Annotated in this window: 17 protein-coding genes; all 17 read left to right on the top strand. The window is 55.2% G+C overall.

Features of this window, described 5'->3' with window-relative positions; genetic code table 11:
* The first annotated feature begins 2 nt into the window (after positions 1–2).
* Positions 3–911: a TniB family NTP-binding protein gene (locus QLH52_RS05900; RefSeq protein ID WP_319960903.1), complete on the top strand. Its 909-nt coding sequence runs from the start codon at positions 3–5 to the stop codon at positions 909–911.
* Positions 908–2,095, top strand: coding sequence for a TniQ family protein (locus QLH52_RS05895; RefSeq protein WP_319960902.1), 1,188 nt, complete (start codon positions 908–910; stop codon positions 2,093–2,095). The genes QLH52_RS05900 and QLH52_RS05895 overlap by 4 nt, the downstream gene beginning before the upstream one ends.
* Before the next feature lie 84 nt (positions 2,096–2,179).
* Positions 2,180–2,809 (top strand): recombinase family protein, encoded by a 630-nt coding sequence (locus QLH52_RS05890; RefSeq protein ID WP_482194187.1) that lies wholly within the window; start codon positions 2,180–2,182, stop codon positions 2,807–2,809.
* A gap of 811 nt (positions 2,810–3,620) precedes the next feature.
* On the top strand, positions 3,621–10,814 hold the full coding sequence (locus QLH52_RS05885) for a SpvB/TcaC N-terminal domain-containing protein (RefSeq protein WP_319960901.1): 7,194 nt from the start codon (positions 3,621–3,623) through the stop codon (positions 10,812–10,814).
* A 154-nt stretch (positions 10,815–10,968) separates the two neighbouring features.
* Positions 10,969–11,274 (top strand): hypothetical protein, encoded by a 306-nt coding sequence (locus QLH52_RS05880; protein ID WP_319960900.1) that lies wholly within the window; start codon positions 10,969–10,971, stop codon positions 11,272–11,274.
* Between the two features lie 30 nt (positions 11,275–11,304).
* The gene (locus QLH52_RS05875; RefSeq protein ID WP_319960899.1) at positions 11,305–11,478 is read left to right on the top strand and encodes a hypothetical protein; all 174 of its coding nucleotides are present in this window, start codon (positions 11,305–11,307) and stop codon (positions 11,476–11,478) included.
* A 25-nt stretch (positions 11,479–11,503) separates the two neighbouring features.
* Positions 11,504–16,957 carry a Tc toxin subunit A-related protein gene (locus tag QLH52_RS05870; protein WP_319960898.1) on the top strand — a complete coding sequence of 1,818 codons (5,454 nt, stop codon included), beginning with the start codon at positions 11,504–11,506 and terminating at the stop codon, positions 16,955–16,957.
* Positions 16,958–17,311: 354 nt separating this feature from the next.
* Positions 17,312–17,782 carry a hypothetical protein gene (locus QLH52_RS05865; protein ID WP_319960897.1) on the top strand — a complete coding sequence of 157 codons (471 nt, stop codon included), beginning with the start codon at positions 17,312–17,314 and terminating at the stop codon, positions 17,780–17,782.
* A gap of 34 nt (positions 17,783–17,816) precedes the next feature.
* Positions 17,817–18,212: a DUF1761 domain-containing protein gene (locus tag QLH52_RS05860; protein ID WP_319960896.1), complete on the top strand. Its 396-nt coding sequence runs from the start codon at positions 17,817–17,819 to the stop codon at positions 18,210–18,212.
* A 33-nt stretch (positions 18,213–18,245) separates the two neighbouring features.
* Positions 18,246–18,611, top strand: a complete 366-nt coding sequence (locus QLH52_RS05855; protein ID WP_319960895.1) for a cupin domain-containing protein — start codon at positions 18,246–18,248, stop codon at positions 18,609–18,611.
* Between the two features lie 61 nt (positions 18,612–18,672).
* Positions 18,673–19,152, top strand: a complete 480-nt coding sequence (locus QLH52_RS05850) for a GNAT family N-acetyltransferase (protein ID WP_319960894.1) — start codon at positions 18,673–18,675, stop codon at positions 19,150–19,152.
* A 258-nt stretch (positions 19,153–19,410) separates the two neighbouring features.
* On the top strand, positions 19,411–19,617 hold the full coding sequence (locus QLH52_RS05845) for a hypothetical protein (protein WP_319960893.1): 207 nt from the start codon (positions 19,411–19,413) through the stop codon (positions 19,615–19,617).
* A 91-nt stretch (positions 19,618–19,708) separates the two neighbouring features.
* A complete protein-coding gene (locus tag QLH52_RS05840; protein ID WP_319960892.1) occupies positions 19,709–19,948 on the top strand; it encodes a formyl transferase in 240 nt (79 codons plus the stop codon).
* Between the two features lie 57 nt (positions 19,949–20,005).
* A complete protein-coding gene (locus QLH52_RS05835) occupies positions 20,006–22,210 on the top strand; it encodes a hypothetical protein (RefSeq protein WP_319960891.1) in 2,205 nt (734 codons plus the stop codon).
* Between the two features lie 23 nt (positions 22,211–22,233).
* Complete coding sequence (locus tag QLH52_RS05830) at positions 22,234–22,449, top strand: hypothetical protein (RefSeq protein ID WP_319960890.1); 216 nt, start codon at positions 22,234–22,236, stop codon at positions 22,447–22,449.
* 93 nt (positions 22,450–22,542) lie between these two features.
* Positions 22,543–23,328, top strand: coding sequence for a hypothetical protein (locus tag QLH52_RS05825; protein WP_319960889.1), 786 nt, complete (start codon positions 22,543–22,545; stop codon positions 23,326–23,328).
* 270 nt (positions 23,329–23,598) lie between these two features.
* Positions 23,599–25,689, top strand: a complete 2,091-nt coding sequence (locus tag QLH52_RS05820) for an ATP-binding protein (protein ID WP_319960888.1) — start codon at positions 23,599–23,601, stop codon at positions 25,687–25,689.
* Positions 25,690–25,693: the final 4 nt, after the last annotated feature.

The following is a 25,693-nucleotide window of genomic DNA, read 5'->3' as shown; positions in this document are numbered from 1 at the left end:
CGATGAAAGACAATTCTAGTTTAGACCTATCCCATTTGACCCCTTCCGCGCAGCGCTTGGCTCATCTCGCTTCTGCCGAGCGGATCATGCATACACGTGCTGAACGATGGATCGGTTACCCGCGCGCGGTGGACGCAGTCAATCGGTTGGAGGCGCTGTATCAATGGCCGGCGAAACAACGCATGCCGAATCTCCTCATTATCGGGACGACCAATAATGGAAAATCCATGATTGTTGAAAAGTTTCGGCGTCAACATCTACCCAGTTCAAGCCCGGACGCTGAGCATATTCCTGTTCTTTGTGTGCAAATGCCATCCGAGCCCTCAATACTTCGCTTTCATATGGCCTTGCTTGCCGCGATGGGGGCACCACTAAGATCGCGTCAACCTATCGCAATCTTAGAACAACAAGCACTGAGCTTAATGCGCCGTATCGGCGTCAAGATGCTAGTGATTGATGAACTGCATAATATTTTGGCTGGTAACAGCAACAGCCGGCGGGAATTTCTTAACTTGCTGCGGTTTTTAGGGAACGAACTTCGAATTCCCTTAGTGGGCGTCGGCACTCGTGACGCCTATTTGGCTATTCGTTCCGACGATCAACTGGAAAATCGTTTCGAGCCCTTGATATTACCGTTATGGCAAGTTGACAAGGATACCTGTTCGCTGCTGGCAAGTTTTGTGGCGGCATTCCCCTTGCGCCGCCCGTCCAATATTGCGACCGACGACATGGCCCAGTATCTTTTAGCTCGCTGTGAGGGCACGATAGGTGAGCTGGCATTGTTGCTGACCAAAGCTGCTATTGCCGGTATCGAAACGGGTGATGAGGCCATCAACCAAAGGACATTAGCATTAGCTGATTACGCCGGCCCGAGCGAACGCCGCCGGAAATTTGAAAGAGAGCTCAATTGAAATCGGCTCAACGATGGCCGATACATCCGATCCCCGTCGAAAACGAAGCCTTATCGTCCTGGCTGTATCGAGTTGCCAGGTGTTACCAAATGGACTTGGAACATTTATTGGTTTATGAATGGGGACAGGGGCAATTGCTGGATATCGATATTCTTCCCCCCATAGGTTTTCTTGAACTCATTGCCCAACGTAGTGGTGTAGCATTGGAGAGACTACGTTTGATGACGATGTCGGGCTGGGTGCCTTGGTTATTGGACAGTCTGGACCCTGATCCTGATTCATTCGACAGTTATGTTCATCAAATGTCGGTTTTATTTCCCCACCCAAAGCATCAGCACAGATTGATACCGAGATGGCGAGCTTGGTTGCCCAAGCAAACCTTACAGCGAGCCTGTCCTAGCTGTTTGAATGAATCAGTGGGTCACGAAACATTTAAGCTGATGTGGCAGTTCCCTTTATTTATCAGCTGTCCCATTCACGGATGCTGGCTGCAATCTTATATTGGTGATGGCCAGCTGAGTTCCTGGCATCAACCGGATGCGGCATTAATACGTGAAGCTAGTGGCGCGATCAAGACAATGGATAGGCGAACCGAGCAAGCATTGACGTGTGGGCAAGTTGACTTGCCTAGACGACCTGTACATGCCGGCATTTGGTTCCGGCTGTTACGGGCGTTAATTGAAGAATTGAGTATGCCAATTTATATCAGCAGACTGCAATCGAAAGACCTTGCAAGGATATGGGCAACATGTGGCCACCCTGTTCGAGCAGGGAAAACTCGCCAGTATCCATTCGAAATGTTAGACCTTACGGAGCAATTGCAGTTTTTGGAAGCCTCTGCGGTGGCAATGAGCATGATAGAAAACCAAGAAATAAATGCTCGGGGCAGTCTAGCCACCTTATTTTGGCCTGAACCGGATCAAATCGTTGATGCTGGTCATCCGCTGCCTGAGCCTTCGGAATTGACTGAGAAAGAAATTCACTATTGGCGGATAGTGGAAAGATCGTTAGCAAAGACTATTGACGAGGCTCGAAAAAACCCAGTAGTCGCAAAAGCGTTGTTTACGGTTCTGCTGTTTGGTCGTCAAGATGCCAAGACCATACGAACAATCCGAACACATCTAACCGCTTTTGGGATTCCCGCGAAATGGTGTCACAATAAACCAAATTCTTACCCTTTATAACACATAGATTATATTACGGGTTATATGACATTTTTTGACGGCACTGACGAAGTCTTTTAAACTGTCACATAAACGACCGTATAAGTGACAGGTGAAGAAATGCTAATTGGATACATGCGGGTATCAAAAGCGGATGGTTCTCAGGCATGCGATTTGCAGCGCGATGCACTCTTAGCCGCCGGCGTTGACCCCGCACACATTTATGAAGACCAGGCTTCTGGAAAACGGGAAGATCGCCCAGGTCTAGCCGCTTGCATCAAAGCATTACGCGAAGGGGATACGCTGCTGGTCTGGAAGCTGGATCGGTTAGGTCGTGATTTGCGGCATTTGATTAATACCGTGCATGATCTAACAGGCCGAGACGTCGGTCTAAAAGTTTTAACAGGTCAAGGGGCAGCCATCGATACCACGACCGCCGCTGGGAAATTAGTCTTCGGAATTTTTGCAGCACTTTCCGAGTTTGAACGGGAGCTGATCTCAGAGCGAACAGTCGCCGGTTTGGCTTCGGCTCGTGCCCGCGGGCGAAAGGGAGGACGCCCCTTTAAAATGACAGCCGCCAAACTGAGGTTAGCCATGGCGGCTATGGGGCAGCCGGAGACTGTGATCGGAAATCTATGTAAGGAATTGGGTATTGCCCGGCAAACTTTATATAGACATGTTTCACCCAAGGGGGAACTGCGACCAGATGGCGTGAAACTCTTATCTAATGGTTAGAAAATGGGTGGTGACTTCTCTTACCGGCAAAATCGGCCACTTTGCGACATTCACGTGGTTAGAATTTAAAGATTACGGACGTCAGGTTTTGGATATGGAGCGGACTTTACGAGTCTCCAAACTCTTTCTGTGTCATTTGACGCGCAATGGAGAACTTGGATATCAACTCAAAATCACAGCGGTTATTTGAGCTAGCATCAGCTAACCTACTGATTCATGGTAGATGACACCTGTTCTTCAAAGCGATCTCCACCAAATCGTTTGGCGAACATTCAAGACATCCCGCTGAGGCCGGATAACTCCCGGCACAAAAAACTTCTGATGCAATTCTTTGAGGTTGCGCCGATCAACTATTCCCGAAAATAACAGCAGTAATCGCCGCTCTGACGCCATTTTTCATAAGCGTGCCTCGACTAATTCTAAAAATAATTTCCGTTAAATTTACCTTGTACTAAATCGTCATTGAGCAATGAAGGAAAATTTCAACCGCCTTGTGGGTAAGTAGACTTTCAATAGACTTATTACGTTTTAAATTCCATTCGTTAAATACCCTCCTTGTGGAGGGCGAAATCTCCAAGGTCATCAGTTACTCTAACCCTTAAGAACATTGCCCTTATTTGACACTGGTTGAAGAGAAGCGATTACACCTTACTCCGTTTACTCGCTGCTCATCGAAAATCGAGGAGAAATGAATGATTCATATCGTACAGTATTTAAAAGACAGAGCGAGCTTGCAACTGAACTTGGAAGTAGCCGAAAAAATCTTTGTCTTAATAGGCCATAAGCTGGATTGCTGTTTGGGTGGTCTCGTATGAGCAATAAATCAGGAACTTCCAGCCAAATCATAGACCTGCCCCAAGGTGGCGGAGCGTTGCATGGCATCGGCGAAAAGTTTTCGCCTGACTTGCACACCGGCACCGGCAACTTTAGCGTGCCGATTGCGCTACCGGCCGGCCGCAACGGCTTCCAGCCCAATTTGAGTCTGGTTTACAGCACCGGCAACGGTAACAGCCCGTTCGGTTTGGGCTGGAGTCTGAGCATCCCTGGCGTGATACGGAAAACCTCGGACGGTTTGCCGCGTTACGACGACAGCCTGGATACCTTTTTACTGTCCGGCGCCGAAGACTTGGTGCCGGTCGATCTGCAAGCCAATCTGACGCATTACCGTCCGCGCACCGAAGGCCTGTTCGCCCGCATCGCCCATCATCGCGACGCCTCGCAAAACTACTGGAAAGTGGAAAGCAAGGACGGTCTGACCAGTGTTTACGGCACGTCGGCAAGCGCCGGCCGCGACCCTGCCGTGCTTGCCGATCCGGACAATGCCGGCCGGGTGTTTGCCTGGAAACTCAGCCGCACCGTCGACGTATTCGGCAATCGCATCGACTACCTTTACGAACGCGACGCGCAGCAAACGGACGGCCCGCATCGCTGGGACCAGCTTTACCTCTCGGAAATACGCTATGCGGACTACGGCGATCCGGCCAATCCGCAGTTCCTGGTTCGGGTGAACTTCGTTTACGAAGATCGCCCGGACCCTTTTTCCGAATACCGTGCCGGTTTCGAGATGCGCACGATACGGCGCTGTAGGCAAATCCGGATCTATACCCAAGCCGACCAAGAGCGCTTGACCCGCACCTATCATCTGAATTACTTGGACCAACAACCGCACGCGGTTTTGCCGCTCAATCAGGCTTCTTTGTTGCATCAAGTCCGCGTGGAAGGCCACGACGGCACGGCATCCGAGTTCTTACCGCCCCTGCAATTCGATTACAGCCGTTTTACCCCGGACCAGCAAAAATTTTTCTCGGTAACCGGCGAACTGCCGGCCGGCTCGCTGGCGCGGCCGGAATACGAACTGGCCGATTTGTTCGGCAACGGCCTGCCGGACATTCTGGAGATGAAAGGCACGGTACGCTATTGGCGTAATTTGGGCAACGGCCGCTTCGACAAGCCCCGCGAAATGGCCGAAGCGCCGGCGGGCTTGCAACTGGCCGATCCCGGTGTGCAAATGATAGATGCCGACGGCGACGGCCGTATCGACTTGCTGGTCAGCCGGGCCGGACTGGCCGGCTACTTCCCATTGCGTTACGACGGCTTGTGGGATCGCCGATCGTTCCGGCCTTACGAATTCGCGCCCAGTTTCGATCTGGAAGATCCCAACGTCAAACTGCTTGATTTGACCGGTAACGGCGTGACCGACGCCATTCGTTCCGGCACGCGGCTGGAATACTTCTTCAACGACGCCGAAAAGGGCTGGCACGATAGCCGGTCGGTTGAACGCAGGGCACTGGCAGACTTTCCTAACCTTGATTTTTCCGACCCACGGGTCAAATGGGGCGATTTCAGCGGCGACGGCCTGCAAGATGTGGCGGTGGTTTACGACGGCCATGTCGCATACTGGCCCAATCTGGGCTACGGTAACTGGGGCAAGTGCGTCGTAATGCGCCATAGCCCCCGACTTCCTTATGGTTACGACCCGAAGCGCATCCTGATCGACGACATCGATGGCGACGGTCTGGCCGATTTCATCTACGTGGACGACCGCAAAATATTGTTGTGGATCAACCAGGGCGGCAATGGCTGGAGCGATGCCATCGAGATCGGCGGCACCCCGGCAGTCAGCGACATGGATGCCGTGCGGCTGGTCGATTTGCTAGGCAGTGGCAACCGCGGCCTGCTGTGGAGCCGGGATGCCGACGGTAGCCATCGGCCGCAGATGCATTTTCTGGATTTCACCGGCGGCAGCAAGCCCTATTTGCTGCAGGGCATGGATAACCATCTAGGCGCCATCACTCGCGTCGGCTACCTGCCATCCATCCATTTCTATCTGCGGGACCAACCGCTGCCGGCTACGCGCTGGCGAACCCCGCTGCCGTTTCCGGTACAGGTGGTGGCCAGGGTCGAGGTGATCGATCAGCTTTCGAACGGGAAACTGACCACGGAATACAGCTACCACCATGGCTATTGGGATGGCGCGGAACGGGAGTTTCGCGGTTTTGGCAGGGTCGACCAGCGCGACAGCGAAAACCTGCAGACGTTTCACGCCGGCGGCCTGCATGCAGGGCAAGCGTTCAACGCCGTCGCCAGCGAGCGCTTTTCGCCGCCGCTGGAAACGCGCACCTGGTTTCACCAGGGCCCGGTCGGCGACGAATTCGGCGGCTGGCGCGAAGTGGATTTCAGCGCTGAATTTTGGCCCGCAGACCCGCAAGCCCTGTCGCGGCCAGCAGCGATGACCGCAGCGCTCAACGCTCTGCCGCGCCGCCGCAAGCGCGACGCCTTGCGGACCCTACGCGGCAGCGTGCTGCGTACCGAATTGTATGCACTGGACGGTAGCGAACGCCAGCATCGGCCCTACACCGTCACCGAGGGGCTGCAAGGGGTCCGCGAAGAAGCCGCGCCGCCGGCCGGCGATGCACGGCGAGCGATTTTCTTCAGCTTTGCCTTAGCGCAACGCACCACCCAGTGGGAACGCGGAACCGAACCGATGACGCAACTCGCCTTGATGGGAGAGTACGATCAATACGGCCGCTTAAAGTCGCAATTAAGCGTGGCGGTGCCGCGCGGACGGGATTACCGGCTTGCTGCTGCCACGGCGGAACCCTATCTGGCCAGTTACAGCGAAACCGACTACCTGCAACGCGACGACGCCCAGCGCTATTTGATCGACAAAGTCGCCAGGACCAGCAATTACGAAATCATCAACGACGGCAAAACTACGGCGTTCGCGCTTTGGGAAGCGGTGAAAGCCGGCAGCGCAGGTAAAAAATTGATCGGCCAAGCCTTGAATTTTTACGATGGTCCCGGTTTCCAGGGCTTGGCATTCGGCCTGCTGGGCGATTACGGCGCTTTGGTGCGTTCCGAAAACCTGGTTCTGGACGATGCACTGCTGGCCGAACTGTACCGCAGCGGCGACAGCGTGCAAACTCCGCCAGAGTTTCCGTTATATCTGAAACCCGGTGCGCCGGCATGGACGGACGAGTACCCGACGGAATTCCGCAAATTGGCGGCGCAGGCCGGTTATCTCTACCGTAAAAGCGGCGCTGGGGCGATTTCCGCGCAGGGCTATTTCGTCATCGCAGCCCGCCATTTGTACGACTTTCAAGTCAGTGGATCCAACGGCAAGGGCCGGGGGTTGCTGGTGCAGCAACACGACCCGCTGGGCCGGCGTACCATTGTCGCTTACGACCGTTATAGCTTGCTGCCGGAACGCGTGATCGACCCATTGGGCTTAAAAACCGAAGCTAAATACGATTACCGGGTATTGCAGCCGGAACTGGTCGTTGATGCCAACGCGAATAGCCGGCGCTTCCTCTTCACGCCGCTGGGATTACTCAAGGCCTCGCTGGTTCAGGGAAAATCCAACATCGCGGAAGGCGACCGCAAACGGCCCAGCATCGAGCTCAGCTACGACTTGCTGGCGTTCAGCGAACGCGGCCAGCCCGTGTCGGTGCGCAGCAAACAATATCAGCATCACGACAGTGACCTCGATGTGCCATTGCCGCAACGCGACGAAATTATCGAAACCGTCGAATACTCCGATGGCGTCGGCCGCTTGCTGCAAACCCGGGTGCAAGCGGAGGAAATCCGTTTCGGCGATGCGGCTTTCGGCGGCGGCATTTTGCTCGCCGATCAGAACGACGAGGCCGGCAGCAAGCTGGAATTTGCCGGCGTCCGTAACGGTGATGCCAATCATCCCAATGTTTTAGTCAGCGGCTGGCAGATTTACGACAACAAAGGCCGGGCGATCGAAATATACGAACCGTTTTACAGCCAGGACTGGCAATACGCCGCGCCCGGCGAGGCGCAACTCGGGCAAAAAGCCGTGATGATTTACGACCCGCGCGGCCAGTTGATCCATACGCTAAACCCGGACGGTTCCGAGCAGCGGGTGATTTACGGCATCCCTGCCGATCTGGCCGATCCCGAGCAATTTGCGCCGACCCCCTGGGAAGCCTACACCTACGACGCCAACGACAACGCCGGCCGCACCCATGCCGCTTCATCGCAAATCTTTCAAAACCATTGGAATACCCCGGCCAGCATCGTCATCGACGCCCTGGGCCGCACCGTGCAAGCCACGGCGCGCAACGGCGCCAATCCGCAAACCGATTGGTATGTTACCCGCTCCAGTTACGACATTCGCGGCAATCTGCTCAGCGTGACCGACGCGCTGGACCGGGTAGCTTTCCGCTACGGTTACGATTTGTCCAACCGGCCCTGGCGCAACGACAGTATCGACGCCGGCTTGCGGCGCACAGTGCTGGATGTACTGGGCAACCCAGTCGAAAGCCGCGACAGCAAAGGCGCGCTGATCTTGACCGGCTACGACGAAGGCAACCGACCCAATCGCCTGTGGGCGCGCGATGGCTTTAATCAAACGTTGACCCTGCGGCAAGTGCTGATCTACGGTGACCGGCCCGACTCGGGCTTGAGCGTGGATGTTGCGCGACAGAAAAATCTGCTCGGCAAACTATATCAACATTACGACGAAGCCGGACTGGTCAGTGTGCCGGGCTACGATTTCAAAGGCAATCCGCTCAGCCAAAGCCGGCAAACCCTAAGCGATGCGGTGTTACTGAGCGCTTACCAAAACGGCGCTGAGCGCAACTGGGCCATCGACGCCTATCGCATCAACTGGCAGCCGCCGGCTGGCGTCACACTGGCCGCCCATGCGCAAACCCTGTTGGACGCCAGCGTCTACGAAACCAGCTCGCGCTTCGATGCCTTGAACCGTATCAAGCGCATGCAATACCCTAAAGACGTCAACGGCCAGCGCCAGGAATTACTGCCGATTTACAACCGCGCCGGCGGTCTGGCGCAAGTCAAACTCAACGGCCAGACCTATGTGCAACAGATTGCTTACAACGCCAAGGGCCAGCGGGTATTGGTGGCTTACGGCAATGGCGTAATGAGCCGTTATACCTACGACGACAAAACTTTTCGTCTGCTGCGCCTGCGCTCCGAACGGTACAGCCAGTCGCAAGCCGACCGCTTCCAGCCGGCCGGAGAAGCCTTGCAGGACTTTGGCTACAGCTACGACCTGGTCGGCAACATCCTGCAAATCGACGACCGCGCCCAGGGCAGCGGCATCTTGAACAATCCGGCGGCGGCTACCGCCAGAGACACCGCCTTGGCACAATTGCTGACCTCCGGCAATGCTCTGCTGCGCCAGTTTGATTACGATCCGATTTACCGCCTGCTGTCCGCCACCGGCCGCGAATGCGACCAAGCGCCGGAAGCGCCGCCTTGGCTGGATCAACCGCGCTGCACCGACCTGACCCGCACTCGCGCCTACAGCCAGCACTACCGCTACGACGCACTAGGCAATATGCAGGAACTCAAACACCAGCTGGCCGACGGCGCCCGCAACCGGCTGTTTACGACGGCCGCCGGCAACAACCGGTTGGACACGGTGACCATAGGCCAAAGCGTTTACCGTTACGCCTATGACGCCAATGGCAACCTGCTGTCCGAGCATCAGACCCGCCAATTCGACTGGGACCACAGCGACCGGCTGAAAGCCTTCCGTACCCAGACGGCCGGTAGCGAACCCTCAGTACATGCGCAATATCTGTACGACGCCGGCGGCCTGCGGGTGAAAAAGCTCACCCGCAAGCAAGGCGGCCAGTACACCGTGACCGTCTACATCGGCGGCCTGTTCGAATATCACCGCGCGGTGCAAGGCACCACCGTGCAGGAAAACAACACCCTGCATGTAATGGACGACCAGTCGCGCATTGCCTTGGTGCGCGTCGGCACAGCATTCCCGGACGACACCACGCCGGCGGTGAAATACCATCTGGGCGACCACCTGGGCTGCAGCCACGTCGTGATCGGCGGCGACGGCAGCTGGCTGAACCGCGAGGAATACACGCCCTACGGCGAAACCAGCTTCGGCAGCTTTGCCCGCAAGCGCTACCGCTTTACCGGCAAGGAGCGGGACGAGGAAAGCGGCTTGAATTACCACGCGGCCAGGTATTACGCGGCTTGGGTGGTTAGGTGGGTGAGCGGGGATCCGATAGGCGTTAGGGGGGGAATAAATTTGTATGGGTACGTGGATGGCAACCCGATCAGGCTGGCAGATTTATCAGGGTTGAATCCTGATAAGCCGAACACTTCCCAAGCTGAAGTATGTCGCCCCCCTGGATCACCAGACGATTACGTTGTTGCTTTCGGTAGAGCGGAGCGTAATGTCGATTATCATCAAACAGCTGCCAGCAATACCGGCCTTAAGCCTATCAACATCCAAGGCAGGGTAAATGTTGCAAATGGTCGTGGTATGGATTTCTTTCCGTCAAGCTGGAAGTTGGAAGAAACGTTCTTGAAACCAAACGGGCGACTAGAGCCTATGTTTTCTGGGGTTATGACACAGGAGGCACTACAAGGTGAGTTTGCTCGCACTGTGCATTTCGATGCTCGCGGTGTTGAGGTCATGCCCAAAATTCCAAAAGGCGAGGCTCCAGGCTTTTCCAGCGCTGATTTTCACTCATCTTCAGAACTACGGCAGTGTCTTGTCCATTTAAGTTCAACTGGTCCTGGTGAGCGAAAGGTCGATGTGGTAATCCAGCATGAAAACGGCGTAAGTAGAATCGCTCGCACATCAAATACTGTTCAGGGTGACAGCCTACCTGAACGATTAGCAAAGCATACTCCGAACCTTAAGAATCCTAGTGGGCCATCTGCCGTGGGAGGCAGTGTAGGAAAAGCACCAAGTAATGGCAAGAGCACGAAGACTGCTGGATCAGTCTCAGGATATGCCAAGACGGGTTCACCGTCGTTTAAATCTGACAATCCATTGGGACGCGTGAGGCTAGGAGGTACCGGTGCACTGCCAATGATGAATGAAGGCCCGGTCGATCTGAGTGACCTTAGGATATACGGGGAATTATATTGGCTTCAACTTCGTTATATAGGCGGTCCTCTTTACGATCCTGCTGATCCACGTTCTATTGCTGATCCAATTGTATATCGGGAAGCTGAAATCAATATCCTGGGGCATCCTTAAAACACACAAGGGAAAAGAAAGGGCCGTAGGGCCGACTAGCAATAGCGTAATCGGACGCATTGTGGCATTCGTTCCTCCGATTACGCTGCCGCTTTTATGCCCTAGGGTAAATTGAAGCTTAAACACAAAACCAAAACATTACGGGGAATAAACCATGATCAAAACCAAACACATCAGCAGCGGCGACTGGCGCACGCTGGAATCGTTCTGGAACGCCAAAGGCATTGCCTTTTTCAAGTCTCCGCCCGGCGCGCAAATCAAGGTGCGCTACGGTTACGGTTGGCTCGGTTTCGATCGGCAGAAGCAAACCCTGGACGGTTTCGACTACAAAAAACTCGACGTCGGCCTCGGCTCGCTCGGCTACGCGCGGATGCAAATCAAGGTCGCGCAAACCACTGATGTCACTTACGACGTCTATGGCGACGGCGTGGCCAGATTGTCGCCGGAGATAAAGTTTTAGAGTCAAAACGATGTCGGACCGACTGTTCCGATGGACGGTAAAGCCGTCGGTAAAAGCAGGAAATCACTTGATCGCAATTGGAAAGGTTGGCTGAAAAGGGCCGGGTTTAACAATAAACCAACACATTGCCGTCCCAGCGCAATTCGCACCAACAAAGATTTAAACCCGCCGTTCTGGGCTATTTTTGCCCGCGAGCGACCGTAAATTCGATAGCACAACGGAGTCACTTATGGCTGTTCCAACCATCAGGTACTACCTGGTTCCCTCGGTTCAGATCACTGCGCCAGCAGCGAACGCGGTCCTGAACGGGAGTTTTAGTTTAACCGGCACTGCATCCTGCGTATTGTTAAAAGACATACCCGGAGAAACGGGCCTGTTTGTAAGGGATGCAACCTACAACATTACCAATGTCAGCGTGCGGCTTGGTAATGCCGCGCCGGTTGCGGCTACCCCGACTGGGCCGGCGGAAACGCCTTGGTCCAATTGGTCGTTGATGGTGAATGGCGCTATCGATGGGCTGCTGACCATCACCGCCACGGTATCCGCCGCCGATTCGCCCAATGAGGCTGGGCAAGCTCAAGACTCGCAAACCGTAACCATCGATACCAGGCCGCCGACCCTACTCATCAATCGGCCAGCCGACGTCGTAAGACCAGCACCACCCTATATCGCCACCATTACCGGCACCGCCAGCGATAATGCTGCCGGCGTGGCGGCCGTGGAGTGGCGCGTTGGCGATGGCGTGTTCAGCCCTGCCAGCGGCACCACTAATTGGTCGGCCTCGGTCCCCTTGCTGGGTTTGGGCGTACACAATGTGGAGTTACGCGGGCGCGACAACGTGGGTAATATCGGTCCGATCCAAAACGTTGCTGTGCGCGTGGGCGACATGACCGCGCCAACCCTCAATATAGACAGCCCGTATGAAGGCGAAACCTTCGTACTGGCAAACGGCTCGGTCAGCATCGCTTTGCGTGGCAGCGCAGCGGATACCCAGACCGGCGTCGCGCGGGTGGAATGGTCGCTCGACGGCCAATCCGCCTATACCGCCGCCACGCCCAGGGCTGACGGCGATTGGTCAACCTGGAGCGCGCAAGTTCCGGTCACCACTGCCGGCAATCGCACCATCACCGTGCGCGCGATGGACAAGGCTACTGCGGTCGGCAATGTCGTCACTTTGCAACTTGGCGTCGTGGTCGCCGAACCGTTCCAACCCAAAGATCCCGAGGCGGTGTTCAGTCAGGCCGCCTATCTGGACGATCTTTTGGAATTCGCCACCCATCGCATCAAACGTGGAGACGATGCGCCGTTCATCGACCGGCAACTATTGGCGGATACCTATCATCAGCGGTTTACGGAATTGGTCACCCGCGACAACCGCGTGGTTGCCAATCGAGTCACCAGCCAAGTCCGCTTGAGCATTGAAGTGTTGCGCCGCTATTTATCGCTAAACGGTCGGGAAATTCCTGCGCCAGCCGAGGCAGTGTATCGTCAGGCAGCTTATTTCGCCGCGTTGCGTCACTTGGGCGTTTCCTTCGACGACATCCGCCTGGCACGGGTCGCCGATGAGCCGGCGCGCCGGGCATTGGCCAACCGGCTCGGGATCGAACTGGCCGGCTTCCGCCCGGACCGGCTGGATCAACTGTTGCTTCAACCCACCGACATCAGCGAGGATAAACTCAAAACCCTATTCGGTCTGGAAGAAAGCACCGTCAAACCGCTGGCTGACAGCCTGCTGCCGGAACCGCAATTACTGGTTTGGCAAAAAGAGCAATTACGCAACGGCTGGCAACAACAGGACGATGCCGCGCAATCGGCTTTTGGTACGCCTTTACCGATCATCGACCCCGATCTTCTGGGCATAGTCGATTTTCGCACCCCAAGCGCCGGTCAACCAGCCTACGACCTTTGGCTGGCGCGCGCAAACGATCTGACGGCGCATGTGGCGGCACTGGATACAGCGCGTAAAGCGCAAGCCAGCCAACTGGCCGCATTCGACCATATCGTTGCCGAAGTGCTGGGCCCAATCGAAGCATTATTGTTGCTGGCCGAACAACGCCAGCTTGGCAATGCGATCGATTTGGCGCTGCGCGAGAAATTGCTGACCATCCTGTCATTCCTGCATTTGCTCCGAATTCGCCAGCTGGCCGCTGCCGAAAGTGTGCTGGACGCCGAATGGCAGGATGTCTACGCCATTCTGTGTCAGGTTCGCAAGCTCGGCTTGAGCGCGACCTGGCGGGCCGAAGAGCGGCAAAAGGGTCTGATCCTGGGGCCGGACCATTTCGAACTAGCCGCTCCAGCGCGTTCGGCTCAGGTAGTGTTGCCGAAATGGCGGGCAAGCTTGCAAGCCCGTCAAGCTTGGCGTCGCACCCTGGATGCGCGGCAGCAACAAGAACAAACCTTGCGCGAAGCGATGCAAGCCGTAGTGGAGGCTACGGAAGCGGAGGCATTGCCATTATTGAGACAAGCCTGTATCGCTGCCATTGCTCGTGATCGCGATAGCCAGAGTATCGCCGAACTGCTGACGCGGGAGCTGGGTATCGACTGCAAAAGCAGCGGCCAGCAGCGTACCACTCGCGCGCAACAGGCGCTGGAAACCTTGCAGGAAACCATGCTGGCCCTGCGCACCGGTCGCGTCAAGGATCAGGCACCCGTGTTGGGCGCAACCAATCCCGCTGCTGGCTGGGTTTTGGCTATCGATCCGGCCAAGCCTTATCACGAGGCCGATTTCGACGAAGAATGGCGCTGGATGGGGGGGTACGCCACCTGGAACGCGGCGATTCGCGTGTTTGCTTATCCGGAAAGTTTTCTGTTGCCGGAACTGCGCCCGGCCGCCGCGCAAAGCGAGGCTTACCGAAAGTTGATCGCAGATCTGCGCAACTTTCCCCGGCTGACGCCAACCCAGGCTCGAAAACAGGCCGACCTCTATCACCAGGCGCTGACTGCAGAATTACTGGCCGATTTGCCGCCGCCGTTACGCAAAGGCACATTGGTGATCACCGAACAGTTGACCGACAGCGAATTGGCCAGTCGCCGCGACACGCTAATCCGCGATCTGTTCGGCAGTATCAGCGATCCAGCCTTGGTTCCCAATTATCTGCGGGAGATTTTTTACTTCGTACCGATGGCATTGGCCTTGCAATTGCAGAAAGCCGGTCACTTTCTGACGGCGCTGGATTGGATCGAGACCTTCTACACCGATCATCTGGCGCTCGGCCAACGCAAGATTTATCGCGGCTTGCTGCTGGAGGAAACCATACCGACCCAGTATCAACGCAATCCCGACAACTGGCTGCGAGTGGGACTTAATCCGCACGAAATCGCCGCATTTCGCGCCAGTGCGCATACGCGCTTTACCCTGATGACGTTGGTTCGCTGTTATCTGGATTTTGCCGATGCCGAATTCACCCGCGACGAAGGGGAGTCTTTGGCTCGGGCGCGCACATTATATGCAACCGCTCTGGAATTGCTGGCCTTGCCGGAAATGCAGTCGCCAACCCCGGCCAACGCCACGTCTCATCCGTTTCCGCCCAACCCGGTACCGCAGGCGTTGAAAATGCGGGCAGAGCTCAACCTGCTGAAACTGCGTAGCGGTCGCAACATCGCCGGCATAGAACGCCCGACGGCGCCGCCGGTTCAACCATCATTGTCGCTGGATCGCCTGCCAACCACTGGCGAACAGCGCCTGTTCCGGCCTACGCCCTACCGCTATGGCGTATTGATCGAGCGGGCCAAAAATCTGGTGAGTATCGCTCAACAAGTTGAACAAGCTTTCCTGGCGGCTATGGAAAAACGCGATGCCGAATCCTACAGCCGGCGCAAGGCCGACCAGGATTTGAAGTTGGCCGATGCCGGCAAGGAGCTTCATGGCTTGCGAATCAAGGAAGCCGACCAAGGCATTGGTCTGGCCGAACGCCAGCGGGAGCGCTCCGCCATCCAGCGTGATACCTATCAGGATTGGCTGGACGAAGGTTTGAATGGCTGGGAACAAACCATGATAGGCAGTTATGTGGCAGCAGGGGGGTTTGGCCTTGCCTCGGCGATGATGGATGCCAAGCTGACGATTGCCCAAACCGCGGTAAGCGCCGCAGCAGGAGGGGTGACTGGCGGAGGGGCGGCAACCGCGGCGGCTGCGGCGGTGATTATGGCTACGCAGGAAAAGCTGTTTGCCGCATCGGGGCAGATTGCCGCCGAAACGCTGGCGCAAGTCAGTTCAGCGAAAGCCAGTTTCGAACGCCGGCGCCAGGAATGGCAGTTGCAGCGGCAATTGGCCGACAGCGAGATCGCCATTGGTGAGCAACAAGTGCTGCTGGCCGGTACCCAGAAGGACATCGCGCTGAAAGAACAACTGATTGCCGATACCCAATACAAGCAGGCCCAGGCCACGCTCGATTTCCTGGCAACCAAATTCACCAACGAAGAGCTATATAGCTGGATGAGCGGCATACTCGGCGGTGCCTACAGTTATTTTCTGCAGCAGGCAACGGCCATGGCGCAACTGGCGGAGTATCAATTGGCATTCGAGCGCCAGGAAACGCCGCCGGCCTTCATCAAGGGCGACTATTGGGAAGTCGGCGACGATTCAGGCCAAACGACCGGCAATCAAAACAATCAGCCGGATCGGCTGGGTTTGACCGGCTCGGTGCGCTTGTTGCAGGACATCACCCGCCTCGACGAATTTGCCTTTGAAAGCAATCGCCGCAAGCTGCAACTGGCGGAAACCTTTTCGCTGGCCCGCTTGTTTCCAGCAGAATTCCAGCGCTTTCGCGACAGCGGCCGCCTGCCTTTTGCCACGCCAATGACACTGTTCGATCAAAGCTTTCCGGGACATTATCTGCGCCTGATCAAACGCATTCGAATTTCCATCGTCGCGCTGGTACCGCCGGTGCAAGGGGTTCGCGCCACCTTGATCGCCTCCGGCATTTCCCGGATCGTCACAGGCGGAGACATGTTTCAATCGATCCTGGTGCGCCGCGACCCGGAACTGATTGCCTTTACCTCGCCCAGCAATGCCACCGGCCTGCTGGATCTCGAGCCGGAAGCCGGCATGCTGTTGCCTTTCGAAAGCATGGGCGTCGATACCCACTGGGAATTGCAACTGCCCAGGGCGGCCAATCCCTTCGATTTTCGCAGCATTGCCGATGTCCAGTTTACGGTGGAATATACCGCGCTGCAAAACTTCACCTATCGCAAACAGGTGATCCAGCAGCTGGACGACAGCATCAGTGCTGAACGGATGTTCAGCCTGCGCGACCAATTCGTCGATGCCTGGTACGACCTACACAATCCGGAACAAACAGCCACGCCGATGGCGATAGTTTTCAGCCTCCGGACGGATGATTTTCCGCCGAATCTGCAAGATGTACGAATCAGACAAGTGCTGCTTGCCTTCGTCAGAAAAAACGGCCAGGGCGACGAGATCGGCAATATCCAGCTTCTACTGACACCCGACGGCGAAACGCTGGCCATCGGCGGCAGCGTGGACGCTACGGTCGACGGCACGGCCAGCACCCGTCGCGGTAATGCCAGCGCCTGGATACCGTTGATCGGCAAATCGCCGGCAGGTCAATGGCAATTGAAGCTGCCCGACACCCCCGAGATGAGGACTCGCTTCAAGAACGAAGAGTTCGACGATCTGTTGTTAATCCTGACCTATGAAGGCAGTACACCACTCTGGCCGCAGTAACCCTTCGATCAATTCTGTCCGCCGGTTTTTCGACTCCCCGCTTCCCCGTTTCGATAAACCGGCGTTCAAATAGTTTGAACAAGGTAAGAGCCTTTTTGTTTTCATAGTTCAGACTATCGAAAAAACCTAATTTTAAAACGCTGGAAAATCCGGAAGTTTTAGTGCGAATAATCACACGGTGAAGTACCAGGCCCAGCGCAATTTACCCTACCTGAGGGGGGTAGCAGGGAATAGGGTTTGACGCTATTGTAATGCCGCCGAGAAAAACCGTTAGAAAAGACGGTTTTAGCTCGGTAAAGCACGGTCTGCCGTAAAGGCGTCCGATTTTTTCAGATTTACATTTTGGAGCAGGTTATGAAACAGAAATACACATTAATGATTATCGCCTCTTTGTTCTGGGTAAGTTTGGCCAACGCCGCTGAAGCGGAGCAACAGCCCAACTTCTACGAGTGTACTGGCAGAGGCGCGAGCCTGACTTTAAGCATCGGCAGCAAGGCGGAAGTGGGCATTATGCCGGCCGCTACGGTCCTGAATCTGGAGTTGGGCAAGCAAAGCTATTCCTTCAAAGAGCAGGACATCACCGTGGAATTGACTCTGATCGGTGAATTGTGGGAAGCAGTGCTGCAGCACGTCCCGGATTCGCACATCAACCACGCCTCGGTCGTGATTCCGCAAATCAATCTAGGCGGGGAAGCGAAACGCTTTGCCAGCCAGCTGATATTGACCAAAATTTCGACGCCGTTTACCGGCCAACCGTTTAACGGCGTGGTGAATGCATCGAAATATATTGATTTAAGTTGTACGGCTTCTCTGGTCTATTACTAGACGCTGCAGACGCCATCCAATTAGGTTGTTGCTTATGACTGTTCTCTCTCTCGTCATCGCCGGCATGGCTTATTTTGCATTGGGTGGTATCTGGTTTTCTCCACTTTTCGGCAAGCAATGGGATAAAGCCGTCGGCTTTGCCCGCCCCGAAAAGTGGCGTCCGGCCGCCGTCTATTATCTTGGCCCCCTGACGGGCTGCGTAAAAACCAGTTTTGCCACCGCATTTCTGTTCGATTTAATCCAGCCGGCATCGCTAATTCAAGCATTAAAGCTCGGTTTTCTGGTCGGGGCCGGATACGGCGCCAGCATCACCGGTATCAATGCCATCTCGCCTAATATGCCGAAACCCGCCCTGTATGCCGCCGTGGTCGGCGGTTATCATCTGACGGGCTTGCTATTGAGCGCCGCAATTTTGTATGGCTTGCCATAATTAGTTTACCGCTTGGTTGCTGCGCAAAAATCCATGCCGAAGACCACCCGCCGCTATTGGAATCCACTTTGGCCAGCCAACCGGGATGCTTGGCAAGCCGTCCCGGGTCTGGAAGGCATAGCGGAACAACTGACTCTGAGTATCGACGCAAAAACCGGCGAGTACACGCGTCTGACCCGGTTTGTGCCTGGGGCCGACACTACGCCTTTTGGCGGCAAACGCCACGTTTACCTCGAAGAGGTATTTGTTGTCAGTGGCCGACTTTACGACGCCGCTTGCGATTTGTGGCTGGAAGCCGGCCACTACGCCAGCCGTCCGCCAGGCGAATTACATGGCCCCTTCAAAACGGATACCGGCTGCGTCGTTCTTGAGATTTCGTTTCCCAACAGGTGCGGATGAATAATAAGCTTGCAAACTTGATATTCCATAGCCCAAAACAATGTGTGAACCGAGTAATAGTATGAGTGGCGATATAATTATTGAAAGAGCCAATATCGGCGATTCTTTTGAAGTTGCTGTCATGGTTGGTGAGTTGCTGACAGAAATTTCGGACGCTATTGGCGTCAAGGCGTTTAATTTTGAATTGGATAACACGGCAGTCCGCCTCCGGGATTTCCTAAAACGTGACAAATATTTCGTATTTGTCGCACGGCAAGGTAGCATCAAACCCATTGGTTTTATAACCCTCTATGAAAGCTACGCGCTTTACGCTGAAGGTATCTTTGGCACACTACCCGAGCTTTATGTTCGTCCGGCGTACCGGTCGAAAAACGTAGGCAAGCAGCTGATTTCTCGGGCAAAGACTTTCGGGGAATCAGGCGGATGGAAACGTTTGGAGGTGACAACCCCGTCGCTTCCGCAATTTTCCAGGACCTTAATTTTTTATGAGCGCGAAGGCTTTGCCGTTACCGGTGGCCGTAAGTTAAAGCTTGTATTGTGAGTTACAGACCCACACAGCGCTCAACGACAACCTTCCCGTTACATAAAATTGCAGATACTTTTCGCCATCTTTAGCTATTTTCATGCTAAATGGCCTATTCCTAGCGTATATCACGTTCGAAAAACAAATATAGACTCTATGTATTCACCGAATACCCTCCTCGAGGAGGGCGATTTAACCCCCTAAGATTGCTACCTTACAACCTAACGAGCCAACTCGGCTATTTAGGTTTTCATAGTTCTATAAGGAGTAATCATCATGTCCTCAAATTTCTTCCAATTTCGTAATTCATCAGTTCTATTCGGATGGCTGGGTATTGTCGTTTTTAGCGCGATCATCGCTACGGCTAAGGCCGGTCTCCAGGCAGATCCCGGACAGAACGAATCGGCCAGTCAGATACTAACAGCCCCGCCACTGGCTTGGGGTAACGACGACGATCCCGACGAAGGGGGGCAATGGGCTTAATTGAAACCAAGTTAACGCGACTATTTGCTGCACCGTAAACCGGTATCCGCTTGATAAACATATCGCAATAAAAAAGCATCAGGAGAACGCTATGCGCATATTAGTTTTCGCTGCCTTTTCTGGTCTGACCCAACACTTTTACAGCGAATTAAGCGATACCGGCTATGAAGTGTCGGTGGAATTGCATCTGCGAGACGAATCGCGTCTGCAGCCCCGGTGTATTCGATCAAGTCTGCGGTCGGCCATTTTATTTGTTCAACGCCCATGCCGACGGCAAGAACATCAAATTACTACTTATCCTGAAGTCGGTCGGCACGCCGCCAAGGCCTGATTCTCAACCCTAGCGGCCTCGCCATAACGCCCGGCCGCACCTTATTCGAGGACTTTTATGAACGTCATATCTTCACCCCTATTTCAATGCCGCCGGGTATCGCTCGCATTGCTCGGCGCCGGGTTAATCCTGGCAGCGCCGGCCAGAACCGCGCCGCGTTACGCTTTTACCGGCCTCGGCTTGCACGGCGATCAAACCAGTGTGGCGCGCGATATCAACGATCAAGGCCAAATTCTGCTGGTGAACAATTTACCCGGCAAGGATCGCGAGGAAAGCACGGCACGTTCCTACATTTACCGCAACGGCAGCATCCGGGAAATAACCGTGGATGGCAAATCCGCCCAGGGCTATGCGATCAACAACCGTGGCGAAGTCCTCGCCTCGGCCAATTTCGACGCCAACGATCCTTACAGCGGCAAGGTGTTTATCTATCGTTCTGACGACATTGAGATGACTGGCTTGTTTACCGATACCCGCAACGTTGCCGGCTGGGTAATCAATGACCAAGGCAGCGTGGCCGGTACCGATCATGCTATCGGAGAGGAGCCTGGGGCTGTGATATATAGTAATGGCGCTATCAGCCAAGTCGGCCGGCATGCGATTAGCGACCGGGCCAGCGTTGCCAACGCCATCAATAGCCGCGGCGATATTGCGGGTTATCTCATAGATGCGAACAACATTTATGGGACCGCATACATCTACAGCCACGGCCGTTTGGAGTTGCTAGGCGCCTTGCAAGGCGGTTTATTCAGCGAAGTCAATGCGCTCAACACCAATGGCGAGGCGGTGGGCTACAGTGAGGTCGCCATCGATCCGACTTACAACGCCCGGCACGCCTTCCATTACGCCAACGGCCGCATGCAAGATCTGGGCAGTCTGGGCGGCGACAGTAGAGCCTGGGACATCAACGACACCAGCCAGATTGTCGGTTATTCGCGCACCGCCGATAACAGCCTGCACGCCACGTTGTGGAACGATGGCCGGATTTACGATTTGAACCGGCTGGCTGGCGACGGTTGGATCTTGCATAACGCGCTGGGCATCAATCGTTTTGGTCAGGTAGTTGGCGTCGGCTCGCACGACGGCGCGGAGGCCGAAGGCTTTTTGTTGACCTTGCACCCGGAATGGCAGGGCAACGGCAATGGAGTCTGGGACGATGCGGCACGCTGGAATTACGGCGGTTTCGGCAGCTTCGGCTTCGCACCCGGGCAACCGCACGACGTCGTCATCAACCCGGGCGGCAACGCCACGATTCTGGGCGGCGCCAACGCCAATGTGCGCAGTCTTGCCGTTAGCGGCGGCGCCGGACGGACGGTGGCATTCAATCTGAACGACGGTTTCACCGCAGCCGAGGACGGTACGAACTTGAGAAACGCCACATTGATAGGCAGCGGCACGCTGGACGGTGGTCTGCAAATCGACGCAGCCAGCAGGGTTGAGGTCGGCGGCGGCCAGCAAATGCGGCTGGTAGGCGGTGCGACCAATAACGACGGAACCATCAAACTGATCGGCGCTGGCGGCAGTCTGGCGAGTTTGCAGACCGACCATTTATTGCTCAATCAAGGACAACTGCAACTGCAAAACGCCGACGCCGATTTTGCCGGCGGATTGGAGAACCATGGCCAAATCCAAATCGGCTTCGGCTCCAATAGCGTATCCGGCAGCGTTATCAATGCCAAAGACGGCCAAATCGTATTCTCCGGAAATGGCGAGACCGCCTTCTGGGACGCCGTAACCTTGCAATCCGGCAGCGAAATGCGTGTCGCCCGTGATGCTGCCGCGGTGTTCTTTAACCAAGTGGTGGTACGCGGCGGTGCGTTGCTGAGCGGCGCCGGCAATCGCTATTACGAAGGCGGGCTGTCGTTGGGCGATTCGCCGGCAATGGTTAGCCAACAAGGCAACGCCAGCTTCGGCAGCGAGAACATGTATCTGGCCGAAATCGGCGGACTAAGCGCCGGCAATCAGTTCGACCAACTGCTGGTAGCCGGCAATTTGAATTTCGGTGGCGTGCTGCAACTGATGTGGTGGGACGACTTCAACGCCAAGGTCGGCGACGTGTTCGATTTGTTCGATTGGGGCAGCAGCTCCGGCAAGTTTGCGCGGATCGATACTCAATTCGCCACCTTGGCCGATGGTTTGCGCTGGGATTTTTCCAGGCTTTATACCACCGGCGAAATCGGCGTCGCAGCAGTGCCGCTACCCGGTTCTTTCTGGCTGTTCGGCTCGGCTTTAATCGCGATGATCGGCCGCCGCACGTTTTAACGTCATTCTGTGAGGAGAAAATTATGCAACACCTTGATTTACGCAAAATAACCGTTCGCCGCTTGGCCGGCATCACCTTGTTAAGCCTCTTGGTTTGCGTCGCTGCCGAGGCCCGCATGCCGGGCCGCGGATATGGTGGCAAGCCTCCCACTAAGCCTACCCCGGCCCCCACTCAGCAACACCAAGCGCAAAGCAGTTGTTCGCCCGCCGGAGGCGTGGGAGTTTTTCAGGAGCTTTAGATGCGCCGGCAAACCCTGATGGCATTCTAGCCCGGCGCCGGCTCCTCTAAGCCGGCGCTGCTTTTTTTACCGATGATTCGGATGAAGATTACTATGAACACCCTATTTTTCCGCCGTCTGTTAGCCGTATTGGCATTGCTGGCGCTTGGTGCCAACACAGCGTCGGCCGAACTGATCAGCCGGCGAGGCGGGACAATGATCTACGACAGCGATACCAACTTGACTTGGTTGGCCGACGCCAATTTGCTTCGCAAGCAACTCGCACAAGACCCCGACTTGGTGGGTAAGATTATTCAGTCTGTCGGCACCGTGTACACCAATTGGGGCGATATCGAGGTGAAGTACGATGACTTCATCGATCAAGATTATCCCTATTTGCGCGACGGCAAAGTGACCTTGATCGGCGCGCGGGCATGGGCGAGCTATCTCGATTACGGCGGCTTCGACGACTGGCGGTTGCCGGAGGACGGTAGCGGTTGCACCGGCTATTATTGTTACTTTTACTCGGAAATGGGCAGTTTGCTGTATGAAGGCCTATTAGGCAGGCCCGGGGTTCCGATCGACAAAGCACACGGCCCGAACTACGGGCTATTCGAAAATATACAAATCGGCACCTATTGGCTGGGTAATGACGATCGCACTTCCGCTCGCATATCCAGTTATTCAATGTACACTTATTCGAATTTCCAAAGCACAACGTTATACCGCGATGGCTTTAATAACGGATCCTGGTATATCTATGGTCACGCTTGGGCCGTTAGACAAGGTGATGTCGGCGAATTGCCTGCAGTCCCGTTGCCGGGCTCGGCGTGGCTATTTCTGACCGGCTTGCTGCCTGCTTTACAACGATGCCGGCGTTTAGACGCTTCAAGGAGATAGTGTCCTCAGTGCGAATGAATTCGCACCTACGGAATTCTTAACTTAATCGCATTGCTCTACCCTCACCGGGTAGAGCGAAACAAAACCACGAAATCGGTAATTTTGCCGAACCAAAATCGTTGTCTAGGCAGGTGGCGGCAGTTTCTTGAAGGTGACTTAGTAAAATTTGAATGGATGCCAAAGTTGTGAATAATCGACAATACATTACTCGCTTTTCGCTGTTATCAACCAACTCTGCATGATCAAGCCGAGGTAATGCTTATGATCCCCATGGAAACGAAATATCATAACGAGATCGAAGTGGAACGTTTGTGGGTGACGACAGCCCTAGGCAAGTCGGTATTGTTGCTAATGCCTTTTTCCTTGTTAATTGTGTTCGGTTTGTGGAATACCAAACCGCATGCGCAATTGCTGGCCTGGTTTGCGTTTTCTTCGTTCACGCATTTGTTTCGCTGGTCGATTCTGCATTACTACCGTTCCCGTAAACATCGATTAGCCGCAAACGTCAATCGATACAAAACGCTAGTGCTGTTGGCGGGACTGGTCACTAGCGCCAGTTGGGTGTTGAGTGTAGTGCTATTCCTGGATGTCAACGATCCGGCCAATGTGCTATTTATTTGTCTGCCGCCCATCATCCAGGCTGTTGGCGCAATGATGACCTGGTTTGCATATTTTCCGGCGGTATTGATGCTGTCGATACCGAATGGACTGATCGTGACGTTTTTACTGCTACACGACGGCGGCGTGCGTTTTTTGGCGGCGGCAATCACCATCCTGATCTTACCCATGCTGAGTTACTACTACACACAAAAATTCTCCAACATGCTCAATCATGTACTGGAACTAAGTTTCGAGAACGCCACACTACGACAAGAGTCAGAAGAAAAGTCAGACCAGCTGGAAACCGCGCTGGAAAACATGGGGCAAGGAATTGCGATGTCCGACAAGCATGATGGACTGAGGATGTGGAATAAACATTTCAGTCAATTGCTGGCTAACGCCGACAGCCGGGTACACGCCAATGCCCAGTTGACGCAGCTTTTGAACTCAGCAACGCCGCCGGTGCAGATCAGCGCAGAGGGCACCACCCAATATCGCCTGGCGGACGGCCGAGTGTATGAAATTCGGCAAGTGCCGCTGACGCACGGCGGCAGGGTGATTACTTTCACCGACATCACTAGTTTGATCAAACGCGAAACGGCCCTGGAAAACGCCCGTAAGGAAGCGGTACGGGCCAATGCGGCAAAAACCCGCTTTTTGGCTTCGGCCAGCCATGATTTGCGCCAACCGATCCATGCCTTGGGCTTGTTTTTCGGGGAGTTGTCGGAGCGGGTGCGCGATAGGGATACCGCGCAATTGATAGCCCAGGTCGACGATTCGATAGCCGCCATCAATTCGATGTTGAATGCGCTGCTGGACGTATCGAAGCTGGATGCCGGCGTGGTCAAGCCGGAGTTTCAACCCTGTTTGCTGGCCGACATTTTCGCCCGGCTTAAGACCGAGTTCCAACCGCTGGCTCAAGAGAACCTCAATGCCGTCCGTTTTAGACCTTGCCGCTATTGGGTTGAAACCGATCCGGCCATGCTCGAGCGTATGTTGCGCAATCTGATCGGCAATGCCTTGCGATACACCGAAAACGGCCGGGTGTTGGTTGGTGCGCGTTTGCGCGGAACTCAAGTGGAAATTCAGGTAATCGACACCGGACACGGCATACCACCCGATCAACTCAAAGAAGTCTTCGTGGAGTTTCATCAGTTACACAACCCGGGCAGGAACCGCCAGCGAGGCCTGGGGCTTGGGCTGGCCATCGTCAAGAGACTGGGAAGTCTGTTGCATCACCGGGTTGCAGTACAGTCCAGCCTGGGCAGGGGATCCTGTTTCTCGATTAACATACCGCTGGCGGTCAAACACAGCCCTGTAGATATGGCGCACGAAACCCGGCCGGCACCGCCAACTGCAGCCTTGCAGGACAAGCGAATTCTGCTGCTGGATGACGACGACAGCGTACTGGCAAGCATGAGCGGCTTGCTGGCCCGCTGGGGCTGTAAAGTCCAGTCCGCCCGATCGCACGAGGAAGCCATGCGGCAACTGGCGGACTGCAGGGAAGGTTTTGATTTGTTGGTTAGCGATTATCGGCTGGCTGACGACGTTACCGGCGTCGATGTGGCGCGAGACATGCTTCATCGGTTCGGATACCGGTTTGCGGTGCTGGTGATTACCGGAGACACCGACCCCGAACGTCTGCGTGAAGCGGAGGCCAGCGGTTTTCCGTTATTACACAAACCCGTTCATCCCGCCAAATTGCGCGCCACGTTGCAACATCTGCTGGGCAATGCGGCGCCCATCGCTATACATCCATGATGGT

This window comes from Methylomonas defluvii (assembly GCF_033949435.1).
Taxonomy (GTDB): Bacteria; Pseudomonadota; Gammaproteobacteria; order Methylococcales; family Methylomonadaceae; genus Methylomonas; species Methylomonas defluvii.
The sequence above is the reverse complement of the archived record's forward strand: the minus strand, read 5'-3'. Positions and strand labels throughout refer to the sequence as shown.